25 protein-coding genes are annotated in these 24,816 nt (G+C 65.6%); 14 read left to right on the top strand and 11 right to left on the bottom strand.

Annotated features, from left to right (window positions below):
- The first annotated feature begins 108 nt into the window (after nucleotides 1–108).
- The 3 genes from ACETK3_RS04850 to ACETK3_RS04840 all read left to right on the top strand — a co-directional run bounded on the left by ACETK3_RS04850 (nucleotide 109) and on the right by ACETK3_RS04840 (nucleotide 4,466).
- Complete coding sequence (locus tag ACETK3_RS04850) at nucleotides 109–2,886, top strand: S8 family peptidase (protein ID WP_373992602.1); 2,778 nt, start codon at nucleotides 109–111, stop codon at nucleotides 2,884–2,886.
- A 121-nt stretch (nucleotides 2,887–3,007) separates the two neighbouring features.
- Nucleotides 3,008–3,538 carry an FAD-dependent monooxygenase gene (locus ACETK3_RS04845; protein ID WP_373992601.1) on the top strand — a complete coding sequence of 177 codons (531 nt, stop codon included), beginning with the start codon at nucleotides 3,008–3,010 and terminating at the stop codon, nucleotides 3,536–3,538.
- Nucleotides 3,471–4,466 (top strand): FAD-dependent monooxygenase, encoded by a 996-nt coding sequence (locus ACETK3_RS04840; protein WP_373992600.1) that lies wholly within the window; start codon nucleotides 3,471–3,473, stop codon nucleotides 4,464–4,466. Before ACETK3_RS04845 ends, ACETK3_RS04840 begins: the two co-directional genes overlap by 68 nt.
- 47 nt (nucleotides 4,467–4,513) lie before the next feature.
- Here ACETK3_RS04840 and ACETK3_RS04835 read toward each other — a convergent pair whose 3' ends face one another.
- Nucleotides 4,514–4,930: a VOC family protein gene (locus ACETK3_RS04835; protein ID WP_236799266.1), complete on the bottom strand. Its 417-nt coding sequence runs from the start codon at nucleotides 4,928–4,930 to the stop codon at nucleotides 4,514–4,516.
- Between the two features lie 238 nt (nucleotides 4,931–5,168).
- On the opposite strand from ACETK3_RS04835, the gene ACETK3_RS04830 reads away from it, so the two are divergent.
- Nucleotides 5,169–6,881: a phospholipase C gene (locus ACETK3_RS04830; protein WP_373992599.1), complete on the top strand. Its 1,713-nt coding sequence runs from the start codon at nucleotides 5,169–5,171 to the stop codon at nucleotides 6,879–6,881.
- A 450-nt stretch (nucleotides 6,882–7,331) separates the two neighbouring features.
- On the opposite strand, the gene ACETK3_RS04825 is transcribed toward ACETK3_RS04830, so the two are convergent.
- A complete protein-coding gene (locus ACETK3_RS04825; RefSeq protein ID WP_237428725.1) occupies nucleotides 7,332–8,069 on the bottom strand; it encodes a GAF and ANTAR domain-containing protein in 738 nt (245 codons plus the stop codon).
- Nucleotides 8,070–8,214: 145 nt separating this feature from the next.
- Between ACETK3_RS04825 and ACETK3_RS04820 the strand changes: the two genes are divergently transcribed.
- Nucleotides 8,215–9,393, top strand: a complete 1,179-nt coding sequence (locus ACETK3_RS04820) for an acyltransferase family protein (protein ID WP_373992598.1) — start codon at nucleotides 8,215–8,217, stop codon at nucleotides 9,391–9,393.
- A 33-nt stretch (nucleotides 9,394–9,426) separates the two neighbouring features.
- On the opposite strand, the gene ACETK3_RS04815 is transcribed toward ACETK3_RS04820, so the two are convergent.
- From ACETK3_RS04815 to ACETK3_RS04800, 4 genes are read right to left on the bottom strand one after another with little or no spacing between them, the layout of a single operon-like run.
- Entirely contained in the window at nucleotides 9,427–10,344 is a 918-nt protein-coding gene (locus ACETK3_RS04815) for a cation diffusion facilitator family transporter (protein ID WP_373992597.1), read from the bottom strand.
- 3 nt (nucleotides 10,345–10,347) lie between these two features.
- Nucleotides 10,348–11,085: a cation diffusion facilitator family transporter gene (locus ACETK3_RS04810; protein WP_373992596.1), complete on the bottom strand. Its 738-nt coding sequence runs from the start codon at nucleotides 11,083–11,085 to the stop codon at nucleotides 10,348–10,350.
- On the bottom strand, nucleotides 11,082–11,408 hold the full coding sequence (locus ACETK3_RS04805) for a helix-turn-helix transcriptional regulator (protein ID WP_236799259.1): 327 nt from the start codon (nucleotides 11,406–11,408) through the stop codon (nucleotides 11,082–11,084). The genes ACETK3_RS04810 and ACETK3_RS04805 overlap by 4 nt, the downstream gene beginning before the upstream one ends.
- A 59-nt stretch (nucleotides 11,409–11,467) precedes the next feature.
- Nucleotides 11,468–13,003, bottom strand: a complete 1,536-nt coding sequence (locus ACETK3_RS04800; protein ID WP_236799258.1) for an LCP family protein — start codon at nucleotides 13,001–13,003, stop codon at nucleotides 11,468–11,470.
- A 203-nt stretch (nucleotides 13,004–13,206) separates the two neighbouring features.
- Here ACETK3_RS04800 and ftsW point away from each other — a divergent pair, with 203 nt between their 5' ends.
- Nucleotides 13,207–14,517 carry a putative lipid II flippase FtsW gene (gene ftsW / locus ACETK3_RS04795; RefSeq protein ID WP_373992595.1) on the top strand — a complete coding sequence of 437 codons (1,311 nt, stop codon included), beginning with the start codon at nucleotides 13,207–13,209 and terminating at the stop codon, nucleotides 14,515–14,517.
- Entirely contained in the window at nucleotides 14,501–15,793 is a 1,293-nt protein-coding gene (locus ACETK3_RS04790) for an MFS transporter (RefSeq protein ID WP_373992594.1), read from the top strand. Before ftsW ends, ACETK3_RS04790 begins: the two co-directional genes overlap by 17 nt.
- A gap of 483 nt (nucleotides 15,794–16,276) precedes the next feature.
- Here the strand turns inward: ACETK3_RS04790 and ACETK3_RS04785 are convergent, their stop codons facing one another.
- Entirely contained in the window at nucleotides 16,277–17,029 is a 753-nt protein-coding gene (locus tag ACETK3_RS04785; protein ID WP_373992593.1) for an ANTAR domain-containing protein, read from the bottom strand.
- Between the two features lie 228 nt (nucleotides 17,030–17,257).
- On the opposite strand from ACETK3_RS04785, the gene ACETK3_RS04780 reads away from it, so the two are divergent.
- Both ACETK3_RS04780 and ACETK3_RS04775 read left to right on the top strand, forming a co-directional pair.
- Nucleotides 17,258–17,776, top strand: coding sequence for a MarR family winged helix-turn-helix transcriptional regulator (locus tag ACETK3_RS04780; protein WP_373992592.1), 519 nt, complete (start codon nucleotides 17,258–17,260; stop codon nucleotides 17,774–17,776).
- 62 nt (nucleotides 17,777–17,838) lie between these two features.
- Nucleotides 17,839–18,339 (top strand): hypothetical protein, encoded by a 501-nt coding sequence (locus ACETK3_RS04775; RefSeq protein ID WP_373992591.1) that lies wholly within the window; start codon nucleotides 17,839–17,841, stop codon nucleotides 18,337–18,339.
- A 161-nt stretch (nucleotides 18,340–18,500) separates the two neighbouring features.
- Here the strand turns inward: ACETK3_RS04775 and ACETK3_RS04770 are convergent, their stop codons facing one another.
- Entirely contained in the window at nucleotides 18,501–18,824 is a 324-nt protein-coding gene (locus tag ACETK3_RS04770; RefSeq protein WP_373992590.1) for a hypothetical protein, read from the bottom strand.
- 156 nt (nucleotides 18,825–18,980) lie between these two features.
- Between ACETK3_RS04770 and ACETK3_RS04765 the strand changes: the two genes are divergently transcribed.
- Both ACETK3_RS04765 and trxB read left to right on the top strand, forming a co-directional pair.
- Nucleotides 18,981–19,415 (top strand): arsenate reductase ArsC, encoded by a 435-nt coding sequence (locus tag ACETK3_RS04765; RefSeq protein ID WP_373992632.1) that lies wholly within the window; start codon nucleotides 18,981–18,983, stop codon nucleotides 19,413–19,415.
- A gap of 22 nt (nucleotides 19,416–19,437) precedes the next feature.
- On the top strand, nucleotides 19,438–20,415 hold the full coding sequence (gene trxB, locus ACETK3_RS04760; RefSeq protein WP_373992589.1) for a thioredoxin-disulfide reductase: 978 nt from the start codon (nucleotides 19,438–19,440) through the stop codon (nucleotides 20,413–20,415).
- 90 nt (nucleotides 20,416–20,505) lie between these two features.
- Here trxB and ACETK3_RS04755 read toward each other — a convergent pair whose 3' ends face one another.
- Entirely contained in the window at nucleotides 20,506–20,847 is a 342-nt protein-coding gene (locus ACETK3_RS04755; RefSeq protein ID WP_373992588.1) for a hypothetical protein, read from the bottom strand.
- Nucleotides 20,848–21,043: 196 nt separating this feature from the next.
- Between ACETK3_RS04755 and ACETK3_RS04750 the strand changes: the two genes are divergently transcribed.
- A complete protein-coding gene (locus ACETK3_RS04750; protein WP_373992587.1) occupies nucleotides 21,044–21,658 on the top strand; it encodes a PAS and ANTAR domain-containing protein in 615 nt (204 codons plus the stop codon).
- 7 nt (nucleotides 21,659–21,665) lie between these two features.
- Here ACETK3_RS04750 and ACETK3_RS04745 read toward each other — a convergent pair whose 3' ends face one another.
- Nucleotides 21,666–22,061, bottom strand: coding sequence for a hypothetical protein (locus ACETK3_RS04745; protein ID WP_373992586.1), 396 nt, complete (start codon nucleotides 22,059–22,061; stop codon nucleotides 21,666–21,668).
- Between the two features lie 175 nt (nucleotides 22,062–22,236).
- Here ACETK3_RS04745 and ACETK3_RS04740 point away from each other — a divergent pair, with 175 nt between their 5' ends.
- Nucleotides 22,237–22,668 carry a hypothetical protein gene (locus ACETK3_RS04740; RefSeq protein WP_236799246.1) on the top strand — a complete coding sequence of 144 codons (432 nt, stop codon included), beginning with the start codon at nucleotides 22,237–22,239 and terminating at the stop codon, nucleotides 22,666–22,668.
- Between the two features lie 60 nt (nucleotides 22,669–22,728).
- Here the strand turns inward: ACETK3_RS04740 and ACETK3_RS04735 are convergent, their stop codons facing one another.
- Nucleotides 22,729–23,394, bottom strand: a complete 666-nt coding sequence (locus ACETK3_RS04735; protein ID WP_373992585.1) for an ANTAR domain-containing protein — start codon at nucleotides 23,392–23,394, stop codon at nucleotides 22,729–22,731.
- Between the two features lie 161 nt (nucleotides 23,395–23,555).
- Here ACETK3_RS04735 and ACETK3_RS04730 point away from each other — a divergent pair, with 161 nt between their 5' ends.
- Complete coding sequence (locus ACETK3_RS04730; RefSeq protein ID WP_373992584.1) at nucleotides 23,556–24,776, top strand: MFS transporter; 1,221 nt, start codon at nucleotides 23,556–23,558, stop codon at nucleotides 24,774–24,776.
- Nucleotides 24,777–24,816 lie beyond the last annotated feature (40 nt).

The raw sequence follows: 24,816 nt of genomic DNA, 5'->3' as shown, positions 1-24,816 counted from the left end.
GCTGCTGGCTTCTTGTGGCTAGAATCGGGGCGGGGGTCAGCTGGTGATTCCCGGCTGTCCGCGCTGAGCCGTCCTGGGGTTGGCGCTCGTCCCTGAGGATGCCCGCCCATGTTCCATTTCCGGCCCTTGGCTGCCGCCGCAACCGTGCTGGCCGCCGTCGTGGCTAATGCCGCGCTGATGGCCCTCCCCGCACACGCAGACGAACTGCCCATTCGGGACGCACCGCCGCGGTCAACCCCTGCCGCTGTCCCCACGGATCAGTTCATCGTGCGGATCAAGGGGGGACGGGGGATCGCCTCCGAGGCGACAGCCACGGCAGAAGCCGCCAGGTTAGCGGCCGGAAAAGTCGGCATCTCCGCCCGAAACGTCAGGTCCGCCGCCACGGGAGCGCAGGTCATCAAGACCAGCAAGGCCCTCCCTGCCGCGGACGCCACGGCTTTCCTGGCTGCGCTCAGGGCAGATCCCACTATCCAGTCCGCCGAACCCGACGTCGTTGTGCAGGCGACAGCGGTAGCCCCCAATGACCCCGGCTACACTGCGCAATGGGGCCTGTGGGAAGACGCCTCCGGCATCCGGGCTCCTGGCGCCTGGGACGTGAACCGCGGTACAGGTGCCGTGGTGGCCGTGGTGGACAGTGGCATCACCAGCCACTCGGAACTGAATGCCAAAGTCCTGCCTGGTTACGACATGATGTCCAACGCGGACTGGGCGCGCGACGGTGACGGGCGCGATCCCAACCCGCAGGATGAGGGCGACTGGATGGGCGCGGATGAGTGCGGCGCCGGAACCCCGGCGTCCATCTCCTCATGGCACGGGACCCATGTGGCAGGGACCATTGCAGCGGCCGGCAACAACAATGACGGCATCACGGGCGCTGCTCCTGAGGCAAAGATCCTCCCCGTGCGGGCCCTTGGCTCCTGTGGCGGCTACTCCTCCGATGTAGCGGACTCCATCATTTGGGCCGCCGGCGGAACCGTCCCCGGTGTTCCCGCGAACCCTAACCGGGCGCAAGTGGTCAACCTCAGCCTCGGCGGCATAGGCACGTGCTCCGCCATCGAGCAGGATGCCATCAACTTCGCCTACAACGCCGGCACCGCAGTGGTGGTGGCGGCAGGAAACGCGAACCGCCCCGCAGCAGATATGAGCCCGGCAAACTGCCAAAACGTCATCAGCGTGGCCGCAGCGGGACGCAACGGTGCCCGCGCCAACTACTCAAACTACGGAGCCGCCGTCGACATCACCGCTCCCGGCGGTGACCTTGACGTCGACAACACCTCGGGAATCCTGTCTACCTCCAACTTCGGGTCCACGGCACCGGAGGGTGAGGCGTACGAATTCCTGCAGGGAACTTCCATGGCGGCTCCACACGTGTCCGCCATCGCCGCGATGATGATGTCCGAAATTGGCAGCACCTTCACCCCGGAGATGGTGGAGAAGCGGCTCAAAGCCACTGCACGCCCACTGCCCATTGCCTGCCCCGAAGGCTGCGGCGCCGGATTGGCAGATGCTGCAAAGGCCCTTGCTTTCACCTCCGCCGACCTGCCCGCCAACACTGTCATCCCCGCAGCGGTGACGTTCACGGACAAGGACGGCACCGCCCAGGACACCTTCACCATCCCCACGCAGCAGGGCGTGGAGTACCTTCGGGATGGAAACGTGGTCCCGCCAGGCGTGCGCGCAGGTTCCGGCACCGTGACAGTCTCGGCCCGGGCACTGCCCGGCTACACCATGGCGGCCGGAGCCACCTCACAGTGGGTTTACACGTTCGCCACCACCACTGCACCCGTTCCCGGTTCGCTTATTACCGTCACCCCCTTCCGTGCGTTGGACACGCGCCAATGGTCTCCGGTTCCGGCGGACGGCACAGTCTCCTTCCAAGTGGCCGGCCAGTCCGGAATTCCGGCCAAAGTCTCGGCAGTGGTGTTCAACCTGACAGTGGCCGAAGCCCGGTCCTTCGGCTTCGTCACTGCCTATGCATCGGGCTCAGCCCGCCCAGATGCATCCAACCTCAACTTCGATACCGGCCAGATCGTGGCCAACTCGGTGACGGTTCCGGTGGGCGCTGATGGGAAGGTGACGCTGTTCAACAGGTCATCGGGCACCACGCACCTGCTGGCTGACGTTTCCGGGTACTACCTCGACGGAACGCCGACGGCGGGCGGTGCCTTCCAGCCGATTGCACCCGCCCGGTTCCTGGACACCCGGACCAGCTCTGCGGTGGCGCCCGACAGCACCACCTCGGTCCAGGTGGCTGGCAGGAACGGCCTCCCCGCCAACGTATCCGCTGTGGTGATGAACCTGACGGTGGCCGAGGCGAAATCCTTTGGCTACATCACCGCCTATCCCTCGGGAGCGGCCCGGCCGGATGCCTCCAACATCAACTTCAAGGGGGGCCAGATCATCCCCAACTCCGTCACTGTCCCTGTGGGCGCCGACGGCAAAGTGGTGTTCTACAACCGCTCCAGCGGTGCCACCCACTTGGTGGCCGACGTCTCCGGCTATTACCTGGCTGGGAAGCCGACGGCAGGCGGCACCTTCCAGCCCATGGTCCCCACGCGTTTCCTGGACACCCGCCAGGGTTACCCGGCCGAACCGGACAAGGATGCGGCGTTCCAGGTGACAGGGGAGCACGGGATTCCTGCAGGGGCAACCGCCGTGGTGTTCAACCTGACGGTGGCCCAGGCAAACTCCTTCGGCTACATCACCGCGTATCCCACCGGGAAGTTCCGGCCGGACGTCTCCAGTGTCAACTTTTCGACCGGGCAGATCATTGCCAACTCCGTCACAGTGCCCATTGGTTGGTATGGCAAAGTCAGCCTCTTCAACTGGTCTTCGGGGAGTACGCACCTGGTAGCGGACGTCTCGGGGTACTTCCTGCCCGGCTGACAGCCGGCGTTCCGCCGCAGACCGTTCCTTCCATTTCCAAAGTACCGCGCGACGGGGGCCTTGCCGCAAGGCCCCCGTCGCGCCGCATACTGGCGGTCGAAAAGGAAGGGGACGGTTGGGTATGCACGACGTAGTAATAGTGGGGAGCGGCCCCACGGGGCTGATGCTTGCGGGCGAGCTGCGGCTGGCGGGGGTGGACGCCCTTGTCCTGGAGCGGCGACCGTCCCAGGAGTTGGCCGGCTCGCGTGGCGGCGGCATCCATTCACGCACCATCGAGCTGCTGGACCAGCGCGGCATCGCCGGCCGGTTCCTCGCCGAGGGCAAGACGCTTCAGACCGCCGCCTTCGGCAGCACCCAGCTGGATCTGACCGGCTTGCCCACGCGCCACCCCTACACGCTGGCTCTGTTTCAAAACCACATTGAGCGGCTGCTGCTTGAGTGGGTGGAGGAGCTGGGTGTGCAGATCCGTCGCGGCATGGAGGTGACCGGTGTTTCAGCGGACGACGTCGGCGCAGACGTAGAGCTCGCAGGCGAGGGGCCGGTGCGCGGCAGGTATGTCGTGGGCACCGACGGGGGGGCGCAGCGTGGTGCGGCGTTCGGCCGGCATCCCGTTGGTGGGTCCGGATGCGACCCGGAGCAGCCTGATCGCTGAGGTGAAGGTGGCGGGGGAGCCCGGCCAGCAGGGGAAAGTGGACGCCCGGGGCATTCATGGACTGTACCCGATGGGGGACGGCGTGGTCCGGGTGGTGGTCACCGAGGCCGCGCTGGGCCCGGCCACCGAGCCGACCCTGGCCGACTTGAAGAAGGCTCTCATCGATGTGTTTGGCACGGACTTCGGCGTGCACAGCCCCATCTGGCTTTCGCGCTTCACCGACGCCACCCGGCAGGCAGAGGCCTACCGGAAGGGCAGGGTGCTGCTCGCCGGAGACGCGGCGCATATCCACTCACCTACAGGTGGCCTGGGCATCGGGCTGGGGCTGCAGGACGCGGTCAACCTTGGCTGGAAGCTGGGGCAGGTGGTGCTGGGGATCTCGGGCGAGGAGCTGCTGGAGACCTACCATGCGGAGCGCCATCCTGCCGGGGCCCGGTCGCTCAAATACACCATGGCCCAGTCCCTCTTCCAGAAGGCCGATCCCCGGCAGGAGGCCCTGCGCGACCTGCTGGACGAGGTGCTCCGCGTCGATGATGCCGGCGCACCGATCGCCGCCCTGGTCAGCGGACTCGACGTCGCCTACGACCTGGGGCCCGGCCATCCGCTGCTTGGGCGCCGCATGCCCGACCTGGACATCACAACTGCCGAAGGTCCAGGCCGGGTGTACCAGTTCCTGCACCAGGGCCGGCCGGTGCTTCTTGAATTCAGCGGCCCGGCGCTGGAGCCGGGCGCATGGGCGGGCCGGGTGCAGCATGTCCGGGCAATTTGCGACGGCGCGTGGCAGCTTCCCGTGCTGGGCGCGGTGGATGCACCCACGGCGGTCCTGGTCCGGCCCGACGGTTACGTCGCCTGGGTGGGTGAAGGCTCAGTGGAGGGGCTCCCTGAGGCGCTTGCCACCTGGTTTGGTCGCAGTGGCGTTGGCTGCTGAGAGGTTGTTTGGGCCGCCAAGGGTGCTGCAGTTACTGGATCCGGCAGCTACTCCTTGGGGCCCGCGATGTTGACCAGCCATTGGATGCCGAACTTGTCGGTGCACATGCCGAAGGCGTCGCCCCAGATGGCCTTCTCCAGCGGCATTGTCACGGTGCCGCCCTCGGACAGCTTGTCCCAGTAGCCCCGCAGCTCGGCTTCATCGTCACCGCTGAGGGACACACTGAAGGTGTTCCCGGGGTTGTAGTCCATGCGGGCCGGAGTGTCCGATGCCATCAAGGTCAGCCCCGATGGGCCGTCAAGCTGTGCATGCATCACCAGGTTGTCCTCAGCGGGATCCTGGCTTGCATGAAAATCTGCGAACGTGCTCACGTTCAGCTCGCCGCCGAAGACGTCTTTGTAGAATTCCATGGCTTCCCGTGCGTTGCTGCGGAAGCTCAGGTAGGGGTTGAGGCGCGTTGGCATTTGGGCTCCTTCATAGACGGACATCGTTGTCAGCACGGCCATGCTAACAGCGCCGGGGAATGCCGAGAAGGGGTCCCGTCCGCAGGGTGGGGGATGACCGAGAGCCCGGGCCGGCAGCGCCAGGCAGATGGCGCGTGACCGGAAGGTGAACACCCGTTCATCCGCAAGGCGGGAGGGGTTAATTGCGCGAAAGTAGCTTGGGGGGCCCCGGCTATTACCAATTTGAGAGGCTCCCCCAATGAGTTCGTCCCATGGACAACGAATCAGCAGAAAGCGGATGGCCGCCGCCACGGGCGCGGCGGCACTTGCAGCGTGCACCCTGACCGCAGGCTTCGCCGGCCCCGCCGCCGCCGATGGTGACGGCAGCACAGCTACTCCTATCAAGCACGTTGTGGTGATCTTCCAGGAGAACGTCTCCTTCGACCACTACTTCGCCACCTACCCCAAGGCGGCGAACATAGCAGGTGAAACCCAGCAGGGCACAGGTACCCCGGCGTCCGCATTCACCGCGGCGGGGGACACGCCCAAGGACATCAACACCTTGGCCAAGGCGGGCCTGCTGGCACCCAACAACCCAAACTCGGTCCAGCCTGCCCGGCTCTCGCCGATGCAGGCCGTCACGTGCGACCAGGACCACGGCTACACCGCCGAGCAAAAGGCCTACAACGGCGGGGCAATGGACCAGTTTGTCCAGTTCACCAGCCGCGACGCCTGCGGCACCAACCAGTACAGCCGCCCCGGCCTGACTATGGACTACTACGACGGCAACACCGTCACCGGCATCTGGAACTACGCCCAGAACTACGCCATGAGCGACAACCACTTCAGCACGGTCTTCGGTCCGTCCACCCCCGGCGCCCTCAACCTGGTTTCCGGCCAAACCCATGGCGCCAAGGAGTACACCGCCGCTGGAGCGCCCGTGGCCACGCCGGCAGCCGGCAGCAGCACCGTCCGCCAGCCCGATGCGAACGGAGTGGGCACCGTCATCAACGACCCCGACCCTGTCTACGACGACTGCTCCAACAACAGCCATGTCAAGAGCAACAACCTCGCTGGCATGAGCGGCACCAATATCGGTGACCTGCTCAACGCCAAGGGCACCTCATGGGGCTGGTTCCAGGGCGGGTTCACACCCACCACCCCGGCGACAGCGACCACGCCGGCCTCCTGCCTGTCCAGCCACACCAATGCCGCCGGCGCCTCCGTGGTGGACTACTCCCCGCACCACCAGCCGTTCCAGTACTACTCCTCCACGGCCAACCCCCATCACCTGGCCCCCGCCTCAGATGAGGAGATCGGCCACAACGGCCAGGCCAACCACCAGTACGACCTGACCGATTTCGACAAGGTGGTCAACACAGACAACATGCCCGCTGTGTCCTTCCTCAAGGCGGGGATGTACCAGGACGGCCATGCCGCCTACTCGGACCCAGTGGACGAGCAGAACTTCATCACCAAAACCGTCAACCAGATCCAGCAGTCCAGGAACTGGGAGGACACCGCCGTCGTGATCGCCTATGACGACTCCGACGGCTGGTACGACCACGTGGCCGCACAGGTGAAGAATTCCTCCAACACCACAGACGACGCCGGCTGGTGCCAAAGCGCCGCGGCCGCAGGAGTGCCCATGGCCGGCGGCTACACCGACCGCTGCGGCCCGGGCCCGCGGCAGCCGCTGGTGGTCATTTCCCCGTACGCGAAGAAGAACTTCGTGGACCACACCCAGACCGACCAGGCCTCGGTCCTGCGCTTCATCGAAGACAACTGGAACACCGGGCAGATCGGCGACTCTTCAGCCGACGCCGTGGCGGGATCGTTTAGCGGCATGTTCAACTTCCACCACTCGCGGAACGACAAGGTGATGCTCGATGAGCAGACCGGCGCCGTCGCGTCCATTACCCATTCCAGTAAGGGCAACGACACGTCCGGCAAGGGCCGCGGTCCGCAGTAAACAGCGTACCTGCCGAGCCCGGCGCCCCTCCTGGGGCGCCGGGCTCTTCAGTGTCTCCTGTGATGCCCGAGCCGGCGGTGCAGCTGCTGGTGAAGGGCACTGAGAGGGCGAATTCTTGTTGTGTCAGGTAGTCAAGGGGCCGCACGCGACAGAATCATTAATTGGGGGAAATAATTGGGGATTTAGTCCCTATGTCCGGGCACTGGGGAGCGCTAGGCTGGGACCAGGTCAGGCAGACGGCCTTCTTGTTGCCGTCTCGGGAACTAACGATGCCTGCCTCCCGCCTGGTCATGCCGGGCCCCTTGGCAGGCCGCCGCTCCCTGTGACGCAATCAACCGCAAGCTGGCGCGGGTGTGGCCCAGGGAAATCCAATTTCGGGGGTGGGCCACATTCGCGTCGTACTCTCCGGGAGCCAGCAGCGTCGCTGGCTCCCGGTCTGGTTTTTGGGCCTTAATCCTCGAAGTGCGCTTTGGCTTCCTCCGGCGGTGCATAGCGGTTCACGAGGGACTCGGCCAGATCATTGAGCTTTTGGTTCCGGGTATTGGAGGCGCTGCGAAGGATCTCGAAAGCCCTGTCCTTGCTGCACTTGTTCTCCGCCATGATGATCCCGCAGGCCAAGTCGATCACGGTCCTCGTGTCCATCGCCGCCCTGAGGTTCTCAGCCCGCTGGTCTGACGAAGCGATTCTGACAGCCAGCCTCAGCGCTTTGCCTGCCATATCGGCGAACCGCACGCCCTCGGCCACCGCCTGCTCATTGAAGATTCCACTGACGGGAGCAAAGAAATCAAGGACGGCGCCGGCGTCGTCCTCCAAATCCATCGGGATGCCCAGCGATCCGCCGATGCCTGCGGCGGACAATGCGCTGCGGTACTCCGGCCAACGTGGGTCCGACGCCACGTCACCCAGCAGAACGGGAACGCCGCTTTCCAGGGCCTCGATGCAGGGGCCGTCGCCGAGGCTTTGTTCAATGCGGTCAATTACCGTCGCCCGGCCGCTGCTTCCGCCGATGGTGGCCGTTCGTTTTCGCCGGTGCAGTGTCACGGCGCACTCAACGGGCACTCCAAGGGTGCCGCTCATGCTGGCCGCAGCAAGTCCGGTGAGGCCGTCCAGCACGGATTTGATGTCCTCCATCCCTGCGACAAGATCCACAAGCCCCTCGAGGTCATCCACCATGTCCTGCTCAACCATGAGTTCACCCTAGAAGCGTGGGCTGGCAGCCACAAGGGGCGATATTTCCAGACCGGAAGTCAGCGTTCTCCCAGCCTCCTGTCAGTCCAGTTATGGAAACGTTATATATGCTTGCTTAGTGGTTTTGAGGTTGAGCAGCGGATTGATGTCAGCGCCAGATCGCCCGGCGGCGCCCGAAACGGGCCTCATCGCCGGACGCAAGCATGCCTTGGACGGCCTCCGGACCGTGGCCGTCGCCGGCGTTTTCTTCTTCCATACCGCGACGGAGGCGATGCCCGGCGGGTCCATCGGGGTGGACGTGTTCTTCACGCTCAGCGGCTTCGTCATCACGCTGCTGATCATGAAGGAACGGCTCGCCACCGGTCGTCTCCATCTCGGCATCTTCTACGGCAAGCGCCTGGCCCGGCTCTGGCCGGCACTGCTGGTGCTCTGCGCGGTGATCCTCGCCGGCGGCTTCCTGTTCCCTGCCTCAGGCTGGGGCGGGCAGGCGGGCTTTGTCCTTCCGGCCGCCGCCTACGTGATGAACCTGGCCCACTTCGGCATGTTCGGTGACTCCATCGCCGGTGAAACGCTTGGCCCCACCTGGACCCTGGCCGTTGAGGAACAGTTCTACCTGGTGTGGCCGCTGCTCCTGCTGGTGATGCTCCGGTTCTTGAAGGTCCGCAGCGCAGCCGTCGCCACCGTGGCCCTGGCGGCCGCCTTCGTACTGAACCGGTTCCTGCTGGTCAACGCCGGCGAACCGCTGGACCGCATCTACAACGGTCCGGATACCCGGGCTGACGAACTGCTGATTGGCTGCGCCCTGGCCCTGCTGTTCACCGCCGTGCGCCACGGCTCGCGGCTGCATGCAGGGCTGCTGTCGGCATCCCGCTGGGCCGCGCCCCTGGCCGGCGTCGCCCTTGTGGCCGCACTGTTCCTGCTGAAGGAACCGGACACCCCCGGCACCTGGTTCAACGTGTTCTGGACGGCCGGGCCCGCCGCGCTCGCACTACTGTCCGCGGTGCTGATCGGTTCCCTGGTCCTCCAGCCGGCCGGCTTCCTGTCACGCATCCTCAGCCACCCCTGGCTTGCCCGCCCCGGCCGCGACCTGTCCTACGGCATGTACCTCTGGCACCTTCCGGTCTACCTGCTGCTGATGCCGCTGATCCCGGAACTGCCGCTCCGGATCGTCCTGACCGCGGCACTCACCGTGCTGCTGGCCTTCGCGTCCTTCCGCTGGGTTGAGCGCCCGCTGCGCCGCTGGGCGAACAAAAGGCTCGAACCCGCCGTCGTGCCTTCCACGACGGAGCCGTCCAAGACGCCCGTTTCCGCGTCGGCAGGCTGAACCGTTCGGCCGACCAAACGCCGGTTCTGGAAATCAGTGCGGGATGCTTTCCTGGTCGCGGTGCGCGGCGGGTTCGATCTGGAAGGTGGAGTGCTCCACGCTGACGTCGAAGTCCTGGGCCACGCAGCGCTGCAGATCCGCCAGGATGGTGGCCGAATGACCGTCATGCATGCACCCGTCCTGCACGGTGACATGTGCGGACAGGACCGGCACACCGGAGGCCACCAGGGAGGCGTGCAGGTCGTGGACGTCGATGACATGGGGCAGCGCCAGGATGTGCCGGCGGACCTCGGCCAGGTCCAGGCCCGGGGGAGTGCTTTCCATCAGCACATTCACCGTGTCCCGCAGCAGCTTCAGCGTCCGCGGGATGATCAGCACGCCGATGAGAAGGGATACGACGGCGTCAGCCCGGGTCCAGCCCGTCAGGGCAATGACCAGCGCGGCGACGATCACGGCAACGGAACCGAGGGCATCATTGAGCACCTCGAGGAACGCAGCCTTCATGTTGAAGCTGTGGTGGCGGCCGGAGGCGAGCACCAGCAGCCCCACGGCGTTGCCGGCCAGGCCGGTCACACCGAACCACAGCATCAGCGAACCACCCACCTCCGGCGGTTCGAACAGGCGGCGGATGCCCTCCACGATCACGAAGCCGCCCACCCCCAGCAGCAGGGCAGCCTGCCCGGCCGCGGCGAGGATCTCGGCGCGCTTGTAGCCCCAGGTGCGCTTGAAGGTTGGCGGCTTCAGGGCCAGCGACGCCGCAATCACGGCAATGAGCAGCCCGGCGGAGTCGGTGAACATGTGCCCGGCGTCGGCCAGCAAGGCCAGGCTGCCGGTGAGGACCGTGCCCACGATCTCGGCAACCATCACCGTGAACGTGATGGCGAAAACCAGCAACAGCTTGCCGCGCTGGCTTTGGGGATCGGCCACGTCGTGGCTGTGGTCGTGGCCCACGGGTCAGCCCTTCCCGATGGTCGGCAGGCCAAGCGGCTGCGGGCCGGCTGATGTTGAATCAGGGCTGGCGCAGCCCGGGCAGCAGCCGTCCTGTTCGTCGGCGGCTTCCGCCGCGTGCGGAACAGTGCAGCACGCGTCCCCACGCCAGGCGTTGATGCCTTCACGGACGGCAATGCCCGCGATGACCAGTGCTGCGCCGGCGTCGGCCCACCACCAGCCCAGTGTGCTGTTCAGGACCAGGCCCACCAGGAGCACGGCGGAAAGATAGGTGCACAACAGCGTCTGCTTGGAGTCCGCCACGGCCGTCCTGGACCCGAGCTCCCGCCCGGCCCGGCGCTGGGCCCAGGACAGGACGGGCATGATGAACAGGCTAAGCGCGGCGATCACAATGCCCGGCAGGGAGTGCTGCGCTTCCCCGGCGCCGGCCAGGGAGCGGATGGAGTCCACGGCCACGAACGCGGCCAGGGCGAAGAACGACACGGCAATGATCCGCAGCGTCAGGTGCTCGCGCCGCTCTGGGTCCTTGGCCGAGAACTGCCAGGACAGCGCCAGCGCGGAGGCTACTTCGATCACGGAGTCCAGGCCAAAGCCGATCAGCGCAGCTGAATCAGCTGTGCCGCCGGCCCACAGCGCCACGATGGCCTCGATGATGTTGTACGTGATGGTGGCCGCCGCGAAGAGCCTGATCCGACGGCTCAGGACCCGCCGCCGCTGGGTGCCGGCCACGTTGGGGGCGGTCATGCCAGGCACTCCCCGTCGGGTGCGCAGCAGGCAGGATCGACCGCCAGGACTACGCTCAGCAGGTCCTTGATGGCATGTCCGATCCGCGCATCCGCCAGCTCATACCGGCTCCGCCGCCCGTCCGGAACCGCAACCACCAGGCCGCAGCCGCGCAGGCAGGTCAGGTGGTTGGACATGCTTTGCCGGGATACGGCAAGGCTGTCCGCCAGGTCCGACGGATATGACGGACCCTCCGCAAGGGCCAGCAGCACGCGGGCGCGGGTGGGATCCGATACCGCATAACCGAACCGGGCCAGCACCGGAGCGTGGGTGAGGGTCTGCATGTCCTAAAGGTACAGCCGGGGCTGTATTCAGGCAAAGCTGGATCGTGCTGGAGGTTCTGCTATCCCAGCGGGTTGGCCGCCTGGCACTTCTGGTCGCTGCCGGTCTGAGCCACCACGCTTCCGGAGGAGTCAGCGGACGACGGCGGTGCGGCGGGTTTGGTGCCTGACGCAAAGTCCGTGCCGGCGTACAGTTGCACGCCCTGGATGTTGGCAACCTGCTGGACGCTGCTTGCCGGAAGGCCGAACAGCGCGGCAACATCGGCTGCCACGTCCTCGAACCCGGCGGAGTAGTACACCATGGTCTGGCCCTGCGCCTGGGCCGGCAACTGGGTGAGCTTGGTGAACCCGGCGTCGGACAGCAGCCCTGCGATCGCCTTGCTGCGGCCGGTCACACCGGTGCCGTTGGCGATGGAGACCGGCTGCAGCGACTTGTCATAGGCCGGTGCAGCGGGCGTTGCCGGCGTCTCAGGTGCTGCCGGCGCAGGCTGGCTCAGGTCCGGGCTGTTGCGCAGGGCCTTGAAGAAGTTGGATGCAGCCGGCTCATCGAGAGCCAGCCGGTTGGGGTCCTGCGGCGCGGGGACGGTGGGTACGGTGATGAAGTTGATGTTGGCCGGATCGATGTTCTTCAGCCGGTTGGCGATGGTCAGCAGGGACGGGGCCGAGGCCAGGCCGGAATCCACCGTCAGGTTCTTGGTGATGGTGTCGGCGATGCTCAGGACCTTTTGCGGGTTGCCGAGGGTGCCCTCGGACTTGAGCTTGCGGCTGAGCGAGGCAAGGAAGCCCTGCTGCGCCTGGATGCGGCCCAGGTCCCCGCCGTTGGCAAACCCGTGCCGGGTCCGCAGGAAGGCCAGCGCCTGGTCGCCCTGCACCTGAGAGGTGCCCGCCGGCAGGTTCAGGTGCGAATCGGGATCATTGACGGCCTCGGTCACGCAGACCTCCACGCCGCCTACCGCGTTGGACAGCTCCTTGACGGCGTTGAAGTCCGCCATCATGAAGTGGTCCACCTCAAGGCCCGTCAGCTTGTTCACCGTATCCACGGCACAGCCGATGCCTGCCTGGGCCATGGCGCTGTTGATCATCGCGCTCTTTTGCCCGGGATACGTTTGGTTGGTCTTGGAATCCGTGCACGAAGGCACATCCACCAAAAGGTCGCGGGGGAAGCTGATGACGTTCACGTGGTTGTTGTCCGCGGAAATGTCCAGCAGCATCATCACGTCGGACTGCCCGTAGCCGGAGGATTGGTCCGCGGTGCCGTATTGGCTGTTGTTGCCGCTCCGCGTGTCCGAGCCCAGCACCAGGATCTGCAGCCGGTCCGTGTTGTCATTCGCGGCCCCCTCCGTGCGCTGTCCGCCCGCGGACAGCTGCGAAGTGCTGATGTTGGACTGCAGGCGCCAGGCCCAGTAGCCGCCAAACGCCAGGACGGCCAGGAGCAGCACGGACACCACAGCAGTGAGGACCTTGACCCAGCGTGGGGCACGACGGCGGAGGGGCCGGAGGTGGCGCGAACTGGTGGCGTACAGCTCACCTTGGCCGGGGTAGGCGAGGGGGCTGGAGCTTTCCTGTTCCGGGCCGGGAGATTTTCTGGAACCGAACACGACAAAAGGACCTTCGGGAGGGGACAGGTTTCCGCTACCCTACAGGCCGAAGCTGGCAATTCGCCTAAAACCCTTGACTTGGCGGGTGTCCCGTCGCCCTCCAGTAGCGGGGTGGGCGTACTCTTTCTTTTCGGCGGTACCCGCCCGGGCCGCTGGCCCGGCCCTGCGGGAAACCCCGGATGTTCAGGCTGAGGAACGGACAGATGAGTACAGGACAAAAGCAGCGCGTTACGCGTCCTCCTGCCCGGCGCAGGCTGGGCAAACTGGCGGTATGGCTGGAGGACGAATCGCCGGGCCGCCTGCGGCCGCTGATCCTGGCAGTGGTGCTCACGCTCTCAGGGATCGGACTCGTGGAGGTGGCGTCGGCGTCGTCCGTGGAATCCGTGGCGGCAGGAAACAATCCGTACGATCTTCCCCTGAAACAGGCCATGTGGACCGTGGCCGGCGTGGTGATCATGCTGGTGCTGGCGCGGATGCCCGTGCGGCGGATCCGGTGGCTGGGCTGGCCGATGCTGATCGGTTCACTGTTTGCCCTGGTGCTGGTGTTCACGCCGCTGGGCATGACCGTGAACGGCAACCGGAACTGGCTCAGTGTGGGTGGTTTCACGGCCCAGCCGTCCGAATTCGCCAAGCTCTCGCTGATTGTGTGGGGAGCCTGGATCCTGGACCGGAAGCAGGCCCTGCTTGGGCAGTGGAAGCATGCAGTCATGCCGCTGGCACCGGCCGGTGCACTGATTATGGGCATTGTGGCGCTGGGGCACGACCTGGGCACCACCTTGATCATCATGATGATCCTGGCCGCCACCATGTTCTACGGCGGCGTGCGGATGAAGGTGTTCTCCGTGGCCGGGCTGATCTGCGCGGCGGCAGCCCTGGTGCTGGCAGCCACCAGCGGCAACAGGATGGGGCGCATTTCCTCCTGGCTGGGCATGGGGTCTGACGAGGACGCACAGGGCATGGGCTACCAGGCGCAGCACGGCACGTACGCACTGGCTTCCGGCAGCTGGTTCGGCGTGGGCCTGGGGCAGAGCCGGCAGAAGTGGAACTGGATTCCGGAAGCCCACAACGACTTCATCTTCTCCATCCTGGGCGAGGAACTTGGCCTGGCCGGCTCGCTGCTGGTGCTGGGCCTGTTCGCCACCCTGGCCATCGCCGTGTTCAAGACCATCGCCCGGACCACAGATACGTTCTCGCGGATCGTGGCCTGCAGTGTCATCACCTGGATCCTGGGGCAGGCGGTGATCAACATTTCCATGGTCAGCGGGCTGCTGCCCGTTATTGGCGTGCCCCTGCCGTTCATCTCCTACGGCGGCTCGGCGATGGTTTCGTCGCTGGCAGGAATCGGGGTGATCCTGGCGGTGACGCGTCCGGAAGGTACTGTTCCACCATCCCGTCGTGGCACCCGCGTGGGCCGCGCACTCCGGCGCGGTGCCGGGTCGAATCGTGGTGGATCAAATGGCGCTGTGCCTGATAGTGCTGTGAAGCAGGCCCGGGAGCATGCGCACCAGCGGTAACGCCGGAGGGGCGCTTCCCGCCGCGCCCATGACTGCCGTCCGCTTCATCCTGGCTTTCGGCATCATCAGCGCGCTGATGGACATGGTGTACGAGGGTGCGCGGAGCGTTACCGGGCCGTTCCTCGGTGCGCTGGGCGCATCGGCGCTCCTGATCAGTGTGGTCACCGGTGCCGGTGAAGCCGTGGCCCTGGTCCTCCGCCTCGTGTTTGGGCGGCTTGCTGACAGGCCCGGGCTGCGGTGGGCGCTGGCCATCAGCGGTTATGCCCTGACCGCGGTCTCAGTGCCCCTGCTCGGAGTCACAGACGCACTGTGGGTCGCCTGCCTGCTGGTCCTGGCCGAGCGCCTGGGCAAGGCCGTGAGGAGCCCCGCGAAGGACACCATGCTGGCGGAGGCCGGTTCCGCGCTGGGCCAGGGAAAGGCATTCGCGCTTCATGAGGCGCTGGACCAGGTGGGGGCGTTGGTGGGGCCACTGCTGGTTGGGGTGGCCCTGGCGCTTTCCGGCAGCTACGGGCCCGGTTTCCTGCTGCTGGCTGTGCCCGGACTTGCGGCCATGCTGGTCTTGTTTTGGCTGAAGCGCAGGGTTCCCGATCCTGGCGTCTACGAGCTCGCCGCCGCCCAGCCGGGCAACCCGCAGCCTGCAGGCGGCGTGGAGCAGGCCGATGCGGAGCCCCCTGGAGCGGAGCGCAACGCGGCCATTCCTGTTCCCGGCGGCGCTGCCGGAATGCCGCGCCAGTACTGGCTTTACGCTGCGTTCAGCAGCCTGACAATGTTCGGCTACGCCACGTTTGGACTGCTTTCGTTTCACTTGGTGGCCACAGGGCTGCTCCCGCCGGCGCTGGTTCCGGTGCTTTACGCCGCGGCAATGGGTGTGGACGCGGTGGCAGCCCTGGGCTCGGGCTGGCTTTTTGACCGGGTGGGGCTGCGGGTCCTGCTGGTCCTGCCGGTGCTGGCCGCCGCGGTTCCGTGGCTTGGCTTCAGTAACAACACCGGGCTTGCAGTGGCAGGTGTGCTGGTGTGGGGAGCGGCGATGGGGATGCAGGAGAGCACTATGCGTGCCGGCGTGGCGGGCCTGGCACCGGCCAACAAACGGGGGAGCGCCTATGGAATGTTCACCGCCTGCTACGGCCTGGCCTGGCTGGCGGGCAGTTTCCTCATCGGCCTCCTCTATCAGCAATCGGTCTTTGCCCTGGCCGTCACCGTCACGGTGGTGCAGGCAGCAGCATTGGCGATTTTCGCCGTCGTCCGTCCTGGCCGCTCCGGGGACCTAACTGCCTAGGCGACCGCCCCCGCAGCCTCCCGGCATTCTGCACAGCGGACGTCCGCAACCAGGCTGCCGGCGTCGTCCTTTTGGAAATGGGTGACGTGATTGGTGTTCCTGCCGCACCGGGGGCAGAAGCTCTGGCTTTGTTTAGTCCACATGCCTGAATAATACGGAATGCCGTGATGCAGGGAAGATCGCGGGTCAAAGTATGCGGATGCCCGCAGGTCTCCTTAACCGGATCTTGATCAAACCTGCCGGCGATCCTTCAGGGAAGCCTGAGTTTCGCCGGGTAGCTTGTGCCCATCAGGCGGTAGCAGGGAAGGAGCGCAGGACAATGACCATTACCGATTTCTTCGTGGCTCTTGGTGGCATGCTGGCTTCACTCGGGTGTGCAGGACTTCTGGCGGCAGCACTTATCCGGGCCCGGGCGCGTCATTAGCCGCGCGGTCACCCTTGCCTTGCCTCCCGCCATTGGCCGCGGGGAGTTGCGCGGCGGGATTAGGCGATTGCCGGAGGCTCGAAGCGGGTTCCCGGCGGGCCGCTGGGCATCGCCCGGAGGATGCTGTCCGCGACGCTGCGCACTTTGAGGTTGCGGTTCCTGGAGGTGCCGGCCAACTTGCTGAAGGCTTCAGCATAGGAGCAGCGGTTCTGCGCCATGAGCACTCCGCAGGCAACGTCGATGCTGGTCCTGCTCTCCAGTACCTGCTTAAGGTTGTCGCCGGCACGGATGACGCCGTGGACGTCCAGTGCCAGCTTCAGGCTGTGCGATGCCACCTCGACGAACCAGGCGGCGTCATTGACAACCTTGGCGCTGAATCCGACATTGGCCGGGGCCAGGAAGACCAGTGCGCCGGCCAAGCCGGGCTTTAGATCCAGGGGGACGGCAAGGGCTGCGCCGAAGCCGTTGTCCACCAACCGCCTCCGGTAGGCCTGCCAGCGCCCGCCGGCCTGATTGATGACTGTTGGAGCAGCCAGCACGGAACCGAGTGCTGTGGGACCGTCTCCGTGCTCGTCCTCGGACGCTGCCAGGCCAGCCGCGCCGGATGTGCTTCCGGCCGTGGCAAGGCAGGACCGCTGGCGGTGCAGGACCACGGCACATTCCATCGCCGCACCTGCCGTGGTACTGACCCAGTGGGCTGCAGCGTCGGCGAGTATCTGCAGGGACCCCGCCTCGCCGTCGGCCCCCGTTACGAGGTCCAGCAGGAACCCCTGCCGCTCAAGCGCCTTGTTGTTTGCCGGGCCAACTGCCACTGACGCACCCCCATTCCTTTACGCCCACCAGCTACAGGCGCGGCGGGTTGCATAGAAACCTATTGGGCTGCCGATGCCGGGGCACGAGTAGCCAGTACCCTACTTTTCCCGTCGGGCTGCGCGAGGTACCTGAGCATGCTTTGCATCGTTATGGAGGTGGAGGGACGGCGAGTGGGCTACGATGGGTTTGTTAGACAGCCAAGCAAGTAGGATATCGAAGGAATTCGCATGAACCCGCATGGTGCAAGCGAAGGCTCACGGTACCCATCCTTGGCGGGTGCCGAGCCCCGCGCAGTCGACGTCATCAACGCCCTCCGGGAGTTCCGGACATCCGAAAGCGCCATGAGAAGGCGCACCCGTTCCTCCGTGGCAATGGGGGAGACGGACCTCCTGGCCCTGCGGTACCTCATAGACGCGGAATCGGCCGGAATCGGCATCCGGCCAACAGAACTTGCCGCCCGCCTGGCCATCACCTCCGCTTCAATGACAAGCCTGGTCGACCGGCTGGTTGCGGGTGGGTATGTGTTTCGGGAACCCCATCCCACGGACCGGCGCGCTGTGATTCTGAGGCCCACTCCCGGTGCTGACGAAGAGGTCCGGCACAACCTGAACCAGATGCACAAGCGCATGCTGGAGGCTGCCGAATCGCTGTCTCCCGAGGAGATCAAAGCCGTGATGCACTTCCTGGAACGGATGCGTGAAGCGGTGGACGCCGTCAATGCCAAACCCGGCGTTTCCGTACGCTAGACACGTAGAGAATCCTAGTTAGAATAGCTACATACTTGTTTATCAATCGGATGGCGGATCGAATGACTGCAGTACTTGAACCTCAGGCACCGGGACAATCGACCTTTACGGGCCGTCGCGTCGAATGTGTGCAGAAGGCCGTGCCCATTGCCCTGGACCACCCGTCGGGATTGCCTGGTTCTTCCGTTGCCGTGAATGCCTCGGATCGTGCCCTGGCTGACCCTGCCGCCCCCTTCCACTGCGGCACCGCAATGAGTTCGATTCCAGTGCCTGTGCCGTCGCTGAGCTGGGCTTCGACGGAACTTGACTCCAGGGAGTGGGCCTGCGCCTGCGGCTTCAAGATGGACGTTGGCATCACCGCTGATTCCATGGAGGCCGTGCGGCTGGAATCCGCCATGCTGGAAAGCCTCCAGTGGGAAATGGACGCAGCACAGGAACGCTTCGAGAATGCCGTGCGGGCCGCTTCCCGGCTGGGCGCGGCCCCCGAAGCTCTTGGCAAAGCTGCCGGCCTCACCGCCGAGGAACTCCAGGAGATCCTGGCCCGCAGCGTTCAGCTGTTCTAACGCCTGGCAGGCGGGGCATGTAATAGGCTCCCCGGGCCCCGAAGTGCAGCCATCCGTCTGTTCAGATGCGGCTGCACTTCGGGTCGTTGGGAGCGGTAAAGCAAAGTGGTGGCCGGCCGGCTCTGGCCCGAAAAGTGGGCGCGGCGAGCGGCCGGAAGGTTTTATGCGGCCAGGCGGACTGCCCTGGGCCGCGGATGACGGCGCTCGGCCAGCACGCTGATGGTGCAGGGTGCCTGGTCCGGATCGATCTTCGCGGGCAGGTGCCGTGTTTCGGAGGCGGTATGGAGCATGTCCAGCGCCTCCTCATCAACCAGGGCGCTGGAAACGTCCAGCTCCAGGTCCAGGCCTCCCCTGAGGGAGTTGGCACGCTTTGCCACTACATAGAGGGCGTTGACGCTGTGGATGGTGATATGCCCCTTTGCAATCACCTGGGCCTTGCTGTGGTCCAGATCCACCCGGACCACAATGTTCAGCTTAGAGTTCAAGTTGTAAAGCCTTCCCCGGCATTGGCTGCGGCGCTGCAGCTTCTTGCATGGCCTGTTTGCTTAAGCCTCCACTAGGTTAGGCAACGAATGTGATGAGCGCAACACAGTGACGTTTGTTACACCGCAAGTAGTTTCCTATCAGTTTGAGGAGCACCCCTGAGCGCCGATCCCGCCGGCAAGCCTTCCGTCCTCTTTGTTTGCGTCCACAACGCAGGCCGGTCCCAGATGGCGGCCGCTTTCCTGGCCTCCCTGTCCCGGGGAGCCGTGGAGGTGCGTTCCGCCGGATCCCAGCCCGCGGAGAAGGTGAACCCCGCCGCCGTGGAGGCCATGGCGGAGGTGGGTATCGACCTCTCCGCGGAGGTCCCGAAGATGCTTACCACCGAGGCAGTGAAAGAATCGGACGTGGTGATCACTATGGGATGCGGTGACGAGTGCCCGGTTTTTCCGGGCAAGCGTTACGAGGACTGGGAACTGGAGGATCCGGCCGGCAAGGGCGTTGACTCGGTTCGTCCGATCCGTGATGAGATCAAGGCACGCATCGAAAAACTGATCACCGAACTCCTGCCCGCGCAGCACGCGGACGCCCAGTAGTACCGCCACCGAAGGACAACCAATGAGCAAAGAACAGCTGATCATCATCGGCTCCGGCCCCTCCGGCTACACCGCCGCCATTTACGCCGCCCGCGCCGGCCTGAACCCCCTGGTCCTGGCCGGGTCCGTCACCGCCGGTGGAGCGCTGATGAACACTACCGAAGTGGAAAACTTCCCGGGCTTCCCGGGCGGAGTCCAGGGCCCGGAGCTGATGGACGGGTTGCAGCAGCAGGCGGAAAAGTTCGGTGCGCGTATTGAGTACGACGACGCCACGTCCGTTGACCTGAAAGGTCCCGTCAAGCGCGTGGTCACCGGCGGCGGGGAGACTTACGAGGCAACGGCTGTCATCCTGGCCACCGGCTCCGCCTACAAGGAACTCGGCCTGCCGGAGGAGAAAAAGTTCAGCGGCCACGGCGTTTCCTGGTGCGCCACCTGCGACGGCTTCTTCTTCCGCGAACAGGACATCATCGTGGTGGGCGGCGGTGACTCCGCCATGGAGGAAGCAACCTTCCTGACCCGCTTCGGAAAGTCCGTCACCGTCGTCGTGCGCAAGGGCGAGCTCCGGGCCTCCCGCATCATGGCCCAGCGTGCCAAGGACAACCCCAAGATCAGCTTCGCCTGGAACTCCGCCGTCACGGCCATCCACGGCGACGGCAAAGTCACCGGCGTCACCCTCACGGACACCCGCACAGGGGAAACCCGGCACCAGGACGCCACCGGCATCTTCGTGGCCATCGGCCATTTGCCGCGCACCGACCTCGTGGCCGGCCAGGTGGACCTGGACGAGGAAGGCTACATCAAGGTTGACGCGCCCACCACGTGCACCAACCTGCCCGGGGTCTTTGCCTGCGGCGACGCCGTGGATCACCGGTACCGCCAGGCAATCACCGCCGCCGGAACCGGCTGCGCCGCAGCCCTGGACGCCGAGCGGTTCCTCGCCGCGCTGGAGGACGCTGCCAGCATCGCCACTGCGCTCGTCGAGGAACCGACACACAGCTGATGTCCGTCCGAGGCCCCAACTGAGTCGCAGTTAATGTCGTTATCAGCCCCGAAAACGACAACAACTGCGACCCAGTTGGGGCTTTGCCTGTTAGACGACTTCGGGGAGCTTTCCCGTTAATACTGATACGGGAGCGGTCGACCAGCGCTCGCGTTCCGGTTCGTAGGAGACCACCATGGACACGTCGCTTCCCCGCGCCTCGTCGATTGCCAGCAGCAGGGCGTCCTCCATGTGCCTGGCATATTCCAGCCGCTCAGGCAGGGAACCCTGCAGCCCGCCGTCGTCAATCAGCGCGTGGCTCTTGCCGTCCACAATGACCTTCAGTGAATACCCGCGGTCCTCCTGCCGTGACCCGCGGGTGGATGTAATCTCGGTGACTCGATCGGCCCGGACCAGCCCGTTGCCCAGCGTGCGGATCCACACTTCACCCATGAAATGACCTCCCCTTGGCTGTGGGCGCAGACCACCAGCGCCCCCTAGGGCGAACAGTACTCCGTTCCCGCATCTTTGTGACCCCTGTACTTTTCCGGCATCTGCTGGGCGGAATATGACGTGTCCTCTTCATACTGGTCGGTTAGGGTGGGTGCCGTTAGCCCGCCGGGGGTGTACCTGACTTTGGGAGGAATGTATGTGGTCAAAGCTTGATACGTATCTATATCCGCTGCAGCCCTCTGCCCATTGCCCCTCAGGGACGTTCGAACTGCATGTCCCCTCCGGGAAAATGGTGTGGTCCGAGGGCATGTACGGTATACACGGACTCAAGCAGGGTGAGGTGGTGCCCACCTTCGAACTGTTCATGGCCCACAAGCACCAATTGGATCGGGAGCGCATCCAGGAGATCTGGGCGGACCTCCTGGAAGGCGGCGGCCAAGGAGCGCTGCTGCACCGGGTCGTTGACGTCCGGGGCAGGGAACGGCGCGTTTTTTCTGCCATCCAGGCTGTTGTGGAACCATCCGGACAGGTGGACTACGTCCGCGGCTTCATGGTGGACGTGACCCAAAGCCTGCGCATCGAGTCCCAGCACGCCGCCGAGGAAGCCATCGAGGGAGCCCTCGGGCATAAGGCCCTGATTGAACAGGCCAAGGGCATTGTCATGGCACTGCAGGGGGCGGACGGCCCTGCCGCATTCCAGCTCCTGGCCAGCAGGAGCCAGCACGCCAACACCAAACTGCATATCGTGGCCGAAGAACTGGTGAACGCGGCAGCGAACGGCAAGGCCGCTGAGCTCCTGGCCGGTTACTGACCTCCAGCTAGCCCATCACCTGCTGGTTGACCCAGCGTTCCAGGGGCGGTACCAGCAGCAACACCGCGACGCCGGCCACCATCAGGACGTGCACGAAGACGTTCCATGCGGTGGTCCCCACCGTCTCGCCTCCGCCCGTTGCCGCCACCCAGAACGGCACCAGGGTGACCAGCCCCAGCGCCGCAGAGGCCAGGGCTGCGTACTCCCACCAGCTCCACCGGGCGAACAGTCCCCACGTGGCCACCAGGAATCCCAGCACGGTCAGCAGCGACAGCACCATGGTGATGGCCCACCAGACGCCGGAGGTGTTGACCCCTTTACTGGCGAACGTGGGCGTCAGCCACAGCCAGCTGCTCCCAGCCATCAGGAGGGCGATCCCGCCAAGGGTGCGAAGAGTGAACACTGCCAACCACCTCCTTCAAAAAGGCTCCGTTTCCAAATAGGCTCCGTGCTGCCGGGACCGCTGGAACAGTGCCGAACGGCCTGCCGTCCCCTGCGGGCGGTGTCCCCGGGCGCTTCCTGCGTCGGGGGACCTTCGGCACTTTTTGCCGCGGGTGTCCATGCGGGACGCTGTTGGCATGGCGGCCAGGACTACCACCAGCCGGAGCGGCAACGTTGGCTCCGCCGTGATCAACGCCCTGTTGCTGTGGGGGATCAACGTCTGGCCGGGCTGGCAGATAGTTCCGTTCCTCACCGCGGACATGACCCGCGTCCTTGACCTCATCAACGCATCCCTCATCGCCGGCATCATTGTGAACCTGGTCTGCGCGGTGATCCATTCGCGGGCCCTCCTTTCGCTGGGAAACATTGTGGTCATGGGCATAGGGGTGGCGGCCATGCTGCGAATGTGGCAGGTCTTCCCCTTCGATTTCGGCACCAGCTGGTCGGGCTGGCCCGTAGTGGTGCGGGTGTTCCTGGTGCTCGGGATCGTGGGTTCGATCATTGGCGCCATTGTTGAGCTGGTGAATTTCTTCCGGGCCCTGGCCGGGTTCGAGCCGCGCGTCCGGTGAACCTTGCCCCTGTTGAACCTAAGCCTCAGTCGAAGTGCGTAATGACGTTGGGATCCTTGCTCACCGAGGCCACCAGCAAGGCTGCCACGTGTGAAGCTTGCGGTTGCGGGTGTTGGAGGCGCTCCGCAGGACCTTGATGGCGGTGTCCTGGTTGCAGTTGTTCTGGGCCATGATGATTCCCGTTGCCAGGTCGATGATGGTCCTCGACTCCAGTGCTGCTGCCAGATTGTCGCGGTCCTCCGTCAGCTGTGCCAGGCGCACGGCCAGGCGCAGCGCCTTGGACGCCTGGCCCGCATGCACTTCCGCCTTGTGAATTGCTTCATCGCTGAAGGCGTGCGTTTGGGCGGCGTACAGATTGAGTGCCGCACTTGCCTCCCCTTCCAGCGGCAGCGGAACGGAGAGGATGGAGCGGATGCCTTCGTCCCAGGCCGTGGCACAGTAATGGGGCCAGCGGCTCTCCTCATGCAATGTGGGGATGTAGACGGTGACCAGGTCCCGGAGGGCGGTCAGGCAAGGCCCGTCGCCATAGGCATACTGCAGCTCATCCATGGCTTTGACCCGCGAATGGCTGGTGGCCACCGTTGCCGGTTTCTTCTTCCGCACCATAGTGACGCCGCAGAGCAGCCTGGTGTGGACGGAAAGCGCCGCGGCAGAGAGGGTCACGAGTTCGTGGAGCAGCTCCGCCATGTCCGGAGTCCTCAGGACAAGGTCCTGTAGACGCTCCACGATCCCTTCCTCACGCGGAGTTTCGTGCTTTCCCGCCATGTGGCATCACCCCAATGTGCTGCGTACGGAGATTCTAGGAGGAAGGGCGGGCGAGGAACCCCTGTACCAGGCCCCCTTTCCAATGCAGGGGGACCACAATGGGCGGCCATAGGATAAATCCGATGACTTCCCCTGATGATCCTGAGCCTTTCAGCCTGCGCAGCATTGCCGTTGCCGCTTTCGGCCCCACACTGCTTTTCGGGATCGGGCAAGGCGCCATCCTGCCGGTGGTGGCGTTGTCCGCCCGCGAACTGGGAGCGTCGGTGGCAGTGGCGGCCCTGGTCGTCACCCTGATCGGCCTGGGGTCCTGGTTCTTCAACCTGCCCGCGTCCCTGGTGACCCTCCGCTTCGGTGAGCGCTGGTCCATTGTGGGCGCCGCCGTCGCTGCCGGCCTGGCGCTGGCAGCAGCCGCCGTCTCCTCCACCCTTGCCTCGAACGGACTGTGGCTGCTCGCGGTGGCGATGGCCGTCGTCGGAATGTCCGGGGCGGTGTTTGGCCTGGCCCGGCAGAAGTACCTCACCGAGGCCGTGCCCGTGGCGTTCCGTGCCCGGGCGCTGTCCACCCTGGGCGGTGTGAACCGGATCGGCGTATTCATCGGTCCGTTTGCGGGGGCCGCGGTGATGCAGTTCTTCGGCCTTGCAGGCGCCTACTGGGTGGGCGTGGTGGCCATGGCGGCCGCCGCGCTGCTGTCGCTCACCATTCCGGACCTGGCGACGCCGGAGGTCCGGCCGGGTGGGGATGCCGGCCCCCAGCCCACGCTCCGCAGCGTCGCGGTCTCGCACGCGGGCGTGTTCCTTTCGCTGGGCGTTGGCATCCTGCTGCTCAGCGCGCTGCGGTCGTCCCGCCAGGTGGTGATTCCGCTCTGGTCCGACCACCTGGGGATGGACGCCACCTCGGCCTCCCTTATCTATGGGTTGTCCGGCGCGATCGACATGCTGGTGTTCTATCCCGCCGGGAAACTGATGGACCGCAAGGGCCGGCAGTGGGTGGCAATCCCGTCCACGCTGCTCATGGGGACGGCGCTGCTCCTGATCCCGCTCACCGGCTCCTTTGTTGGGCTGCTGCTGGCGGCGCTGTTGATCGGTTTCGGCAACGGCATCAGCTCCGGGCTGGTGATGACGCTCGGCGCCGACTTCTCGCCGGACCGCGGCCGGGGGCAGTTCCTGGGCCTCTGGCGGTTCATGGCCGACGCCGGGTCCACCGGCGGTCCCGTCCTCCTGTCGGGGGTGACCGCGCTCGCCTCCCTGGGCCCGGGGATCTCAGCCACCGGAATCCTGGGGTTCGCGGCGGCAGCCGTGTTCGCCGTCGTGATTCCCCGCCTGAAGCACCGCCGCAACTACTGACCGTGTTTGCGGGCCGGTTTGGTGGGTAGCGCGGCCGTCG

The sequence above is a fragment of the Arthrobacter sp. E44 genome, assembly GCF_041877125.1.
Lineage (GTDB): Bacteria > Actinomycetota > Actinomycetes > Actinomycetales > Micrococcaceae > Arthrobacter.
This window is presented reverse-complemented; position numbering and strand designations above follow the sequence as displayed.

Excerpts from the sequence above, each read along its gene's own strand:
- ACETK3_RS04850 (WP_373992602.1), top strand. The coding sequence starts at position 109 with ATGTTCCATTTCCGGCCCTTGGCTGCCGCCGCAACCGTGCTGGCCGCC.
- ACETK3_RS04845 (WP_373992601.1), top strand. The coding sequence starts at position 3,008 with ATGCACGACGTAGTAATAGTGGGGAGCGGCCCCACGGGGCTGATGCTT.
- ACETK3_RS04835 (WP_236799266.1), bottom strand. The coding sequence starts at position 4,930 with ATGCCAACGCGCCTCAACCCCTACCTGAGCTTCCGCAGCAACGCACGG.
- ACETK3_RS04830 (WP_373992599.1), top strand. The coding sequence starts at position 5,169 with ATGAGTTCGTCCCATGGACAACGAATCAGCAGAAAGCGGATGGCCGCC.
- ACETK3_RS04825 (WP_237428725.1), bottom strand. The coding sequence starts at position 8,069 with ATGGTTGAGCAGGACATGGTGGATGACCTCGAGGGGCTTGTGGATCTT.
- ACETK3_RS04820 (WP_373992598.1), top strand. The coding sequence starts at position 8,215 with ATGTCAGCGCCAGATCGCCCGGCGGCGCCCGAAACGGGCCTCATCGCC.
- ACETK3_RS04810 (WP_373992596.1), bottom strand. The coding sequence starts at position 11,085 with ATGACCGCCCCCAACGTGGCCGGCACCCAGCGGCGGCGGGTCCTGAGC.
- ACETK3_RS04805 (WP_236799259.1), bottom strand. The coding sequence starts at position 11,408 with ATGCAGACCCTCACCCACGCTCCGGTGCTGGCCCGGTTCGGTTATGCG.
- ftsW (WP_373992595.1), top strand. The coding sequence starts at position 13,207 with ATGAGTACAGGACAAAAGCAGCGCGTTACGCGTCCTCCTGCCCGGCGC.
- ACETK3_RS04790 (WP_373992594.1), top strand. The coding sequence starts at position 14,501 with ATGCGCACCAGCGGTAACGCCGGAGGGGCGCTTCCCGCCGCGCCCATG.
- ACETK3_RS04780 (WP_373992592.1), top strand. The coding sequence starts at position 17,258 with ATGAACCCGCATGGTGCAAGCGAAGGCTCACGGTACCCATCCTTGGCG.
- ACETK3_RS04775 (WP_373992591.1), top strand. The coding sequence starts at position 17,839 with ATGACTGCAGTACTTGAACCTCAGGCACCGGGACAATCGACCTTTACG.
- trxB (WP_373992589.1), top strand. The coding sequence starts at position 19,438 with ATGAGCAAAGAACAGCTGATCATCATCGGCTCCGGCCCCTCCGGCTAC.
- ACETK3_RS04755 (WP_373992588.1), bottom strand. The coding sequence starts at position 20,847 with ATGGGTGAAGTGTGGATCCGCACGCTGGGCAACGGGCTGGTCCGGGCC.
- ACETK3_RS04750 (WP_373992587.1), top strand. The coding sequence starts at position 21,044 with ATGTGGTCAAAGCTTGATACGTATCTATATCCGCTGCAGCCCTCTGCC.
- ACETK3_RS04740 (WP_236799246.1), top strand. The coding sequence starts at position 22,237 with ATGGCGGCCAGGACTACCACCAGCCGGAGCGGCAACGTTGGCTCCGCC.
- ACETK3_RS04730 (WP_373992584.1), top strand. The coding sequence starts at position 23,556 with ATGACTTCCCCTGATGATCCTGAGCCTTTCAGCCTGCGCAGCATTGCC.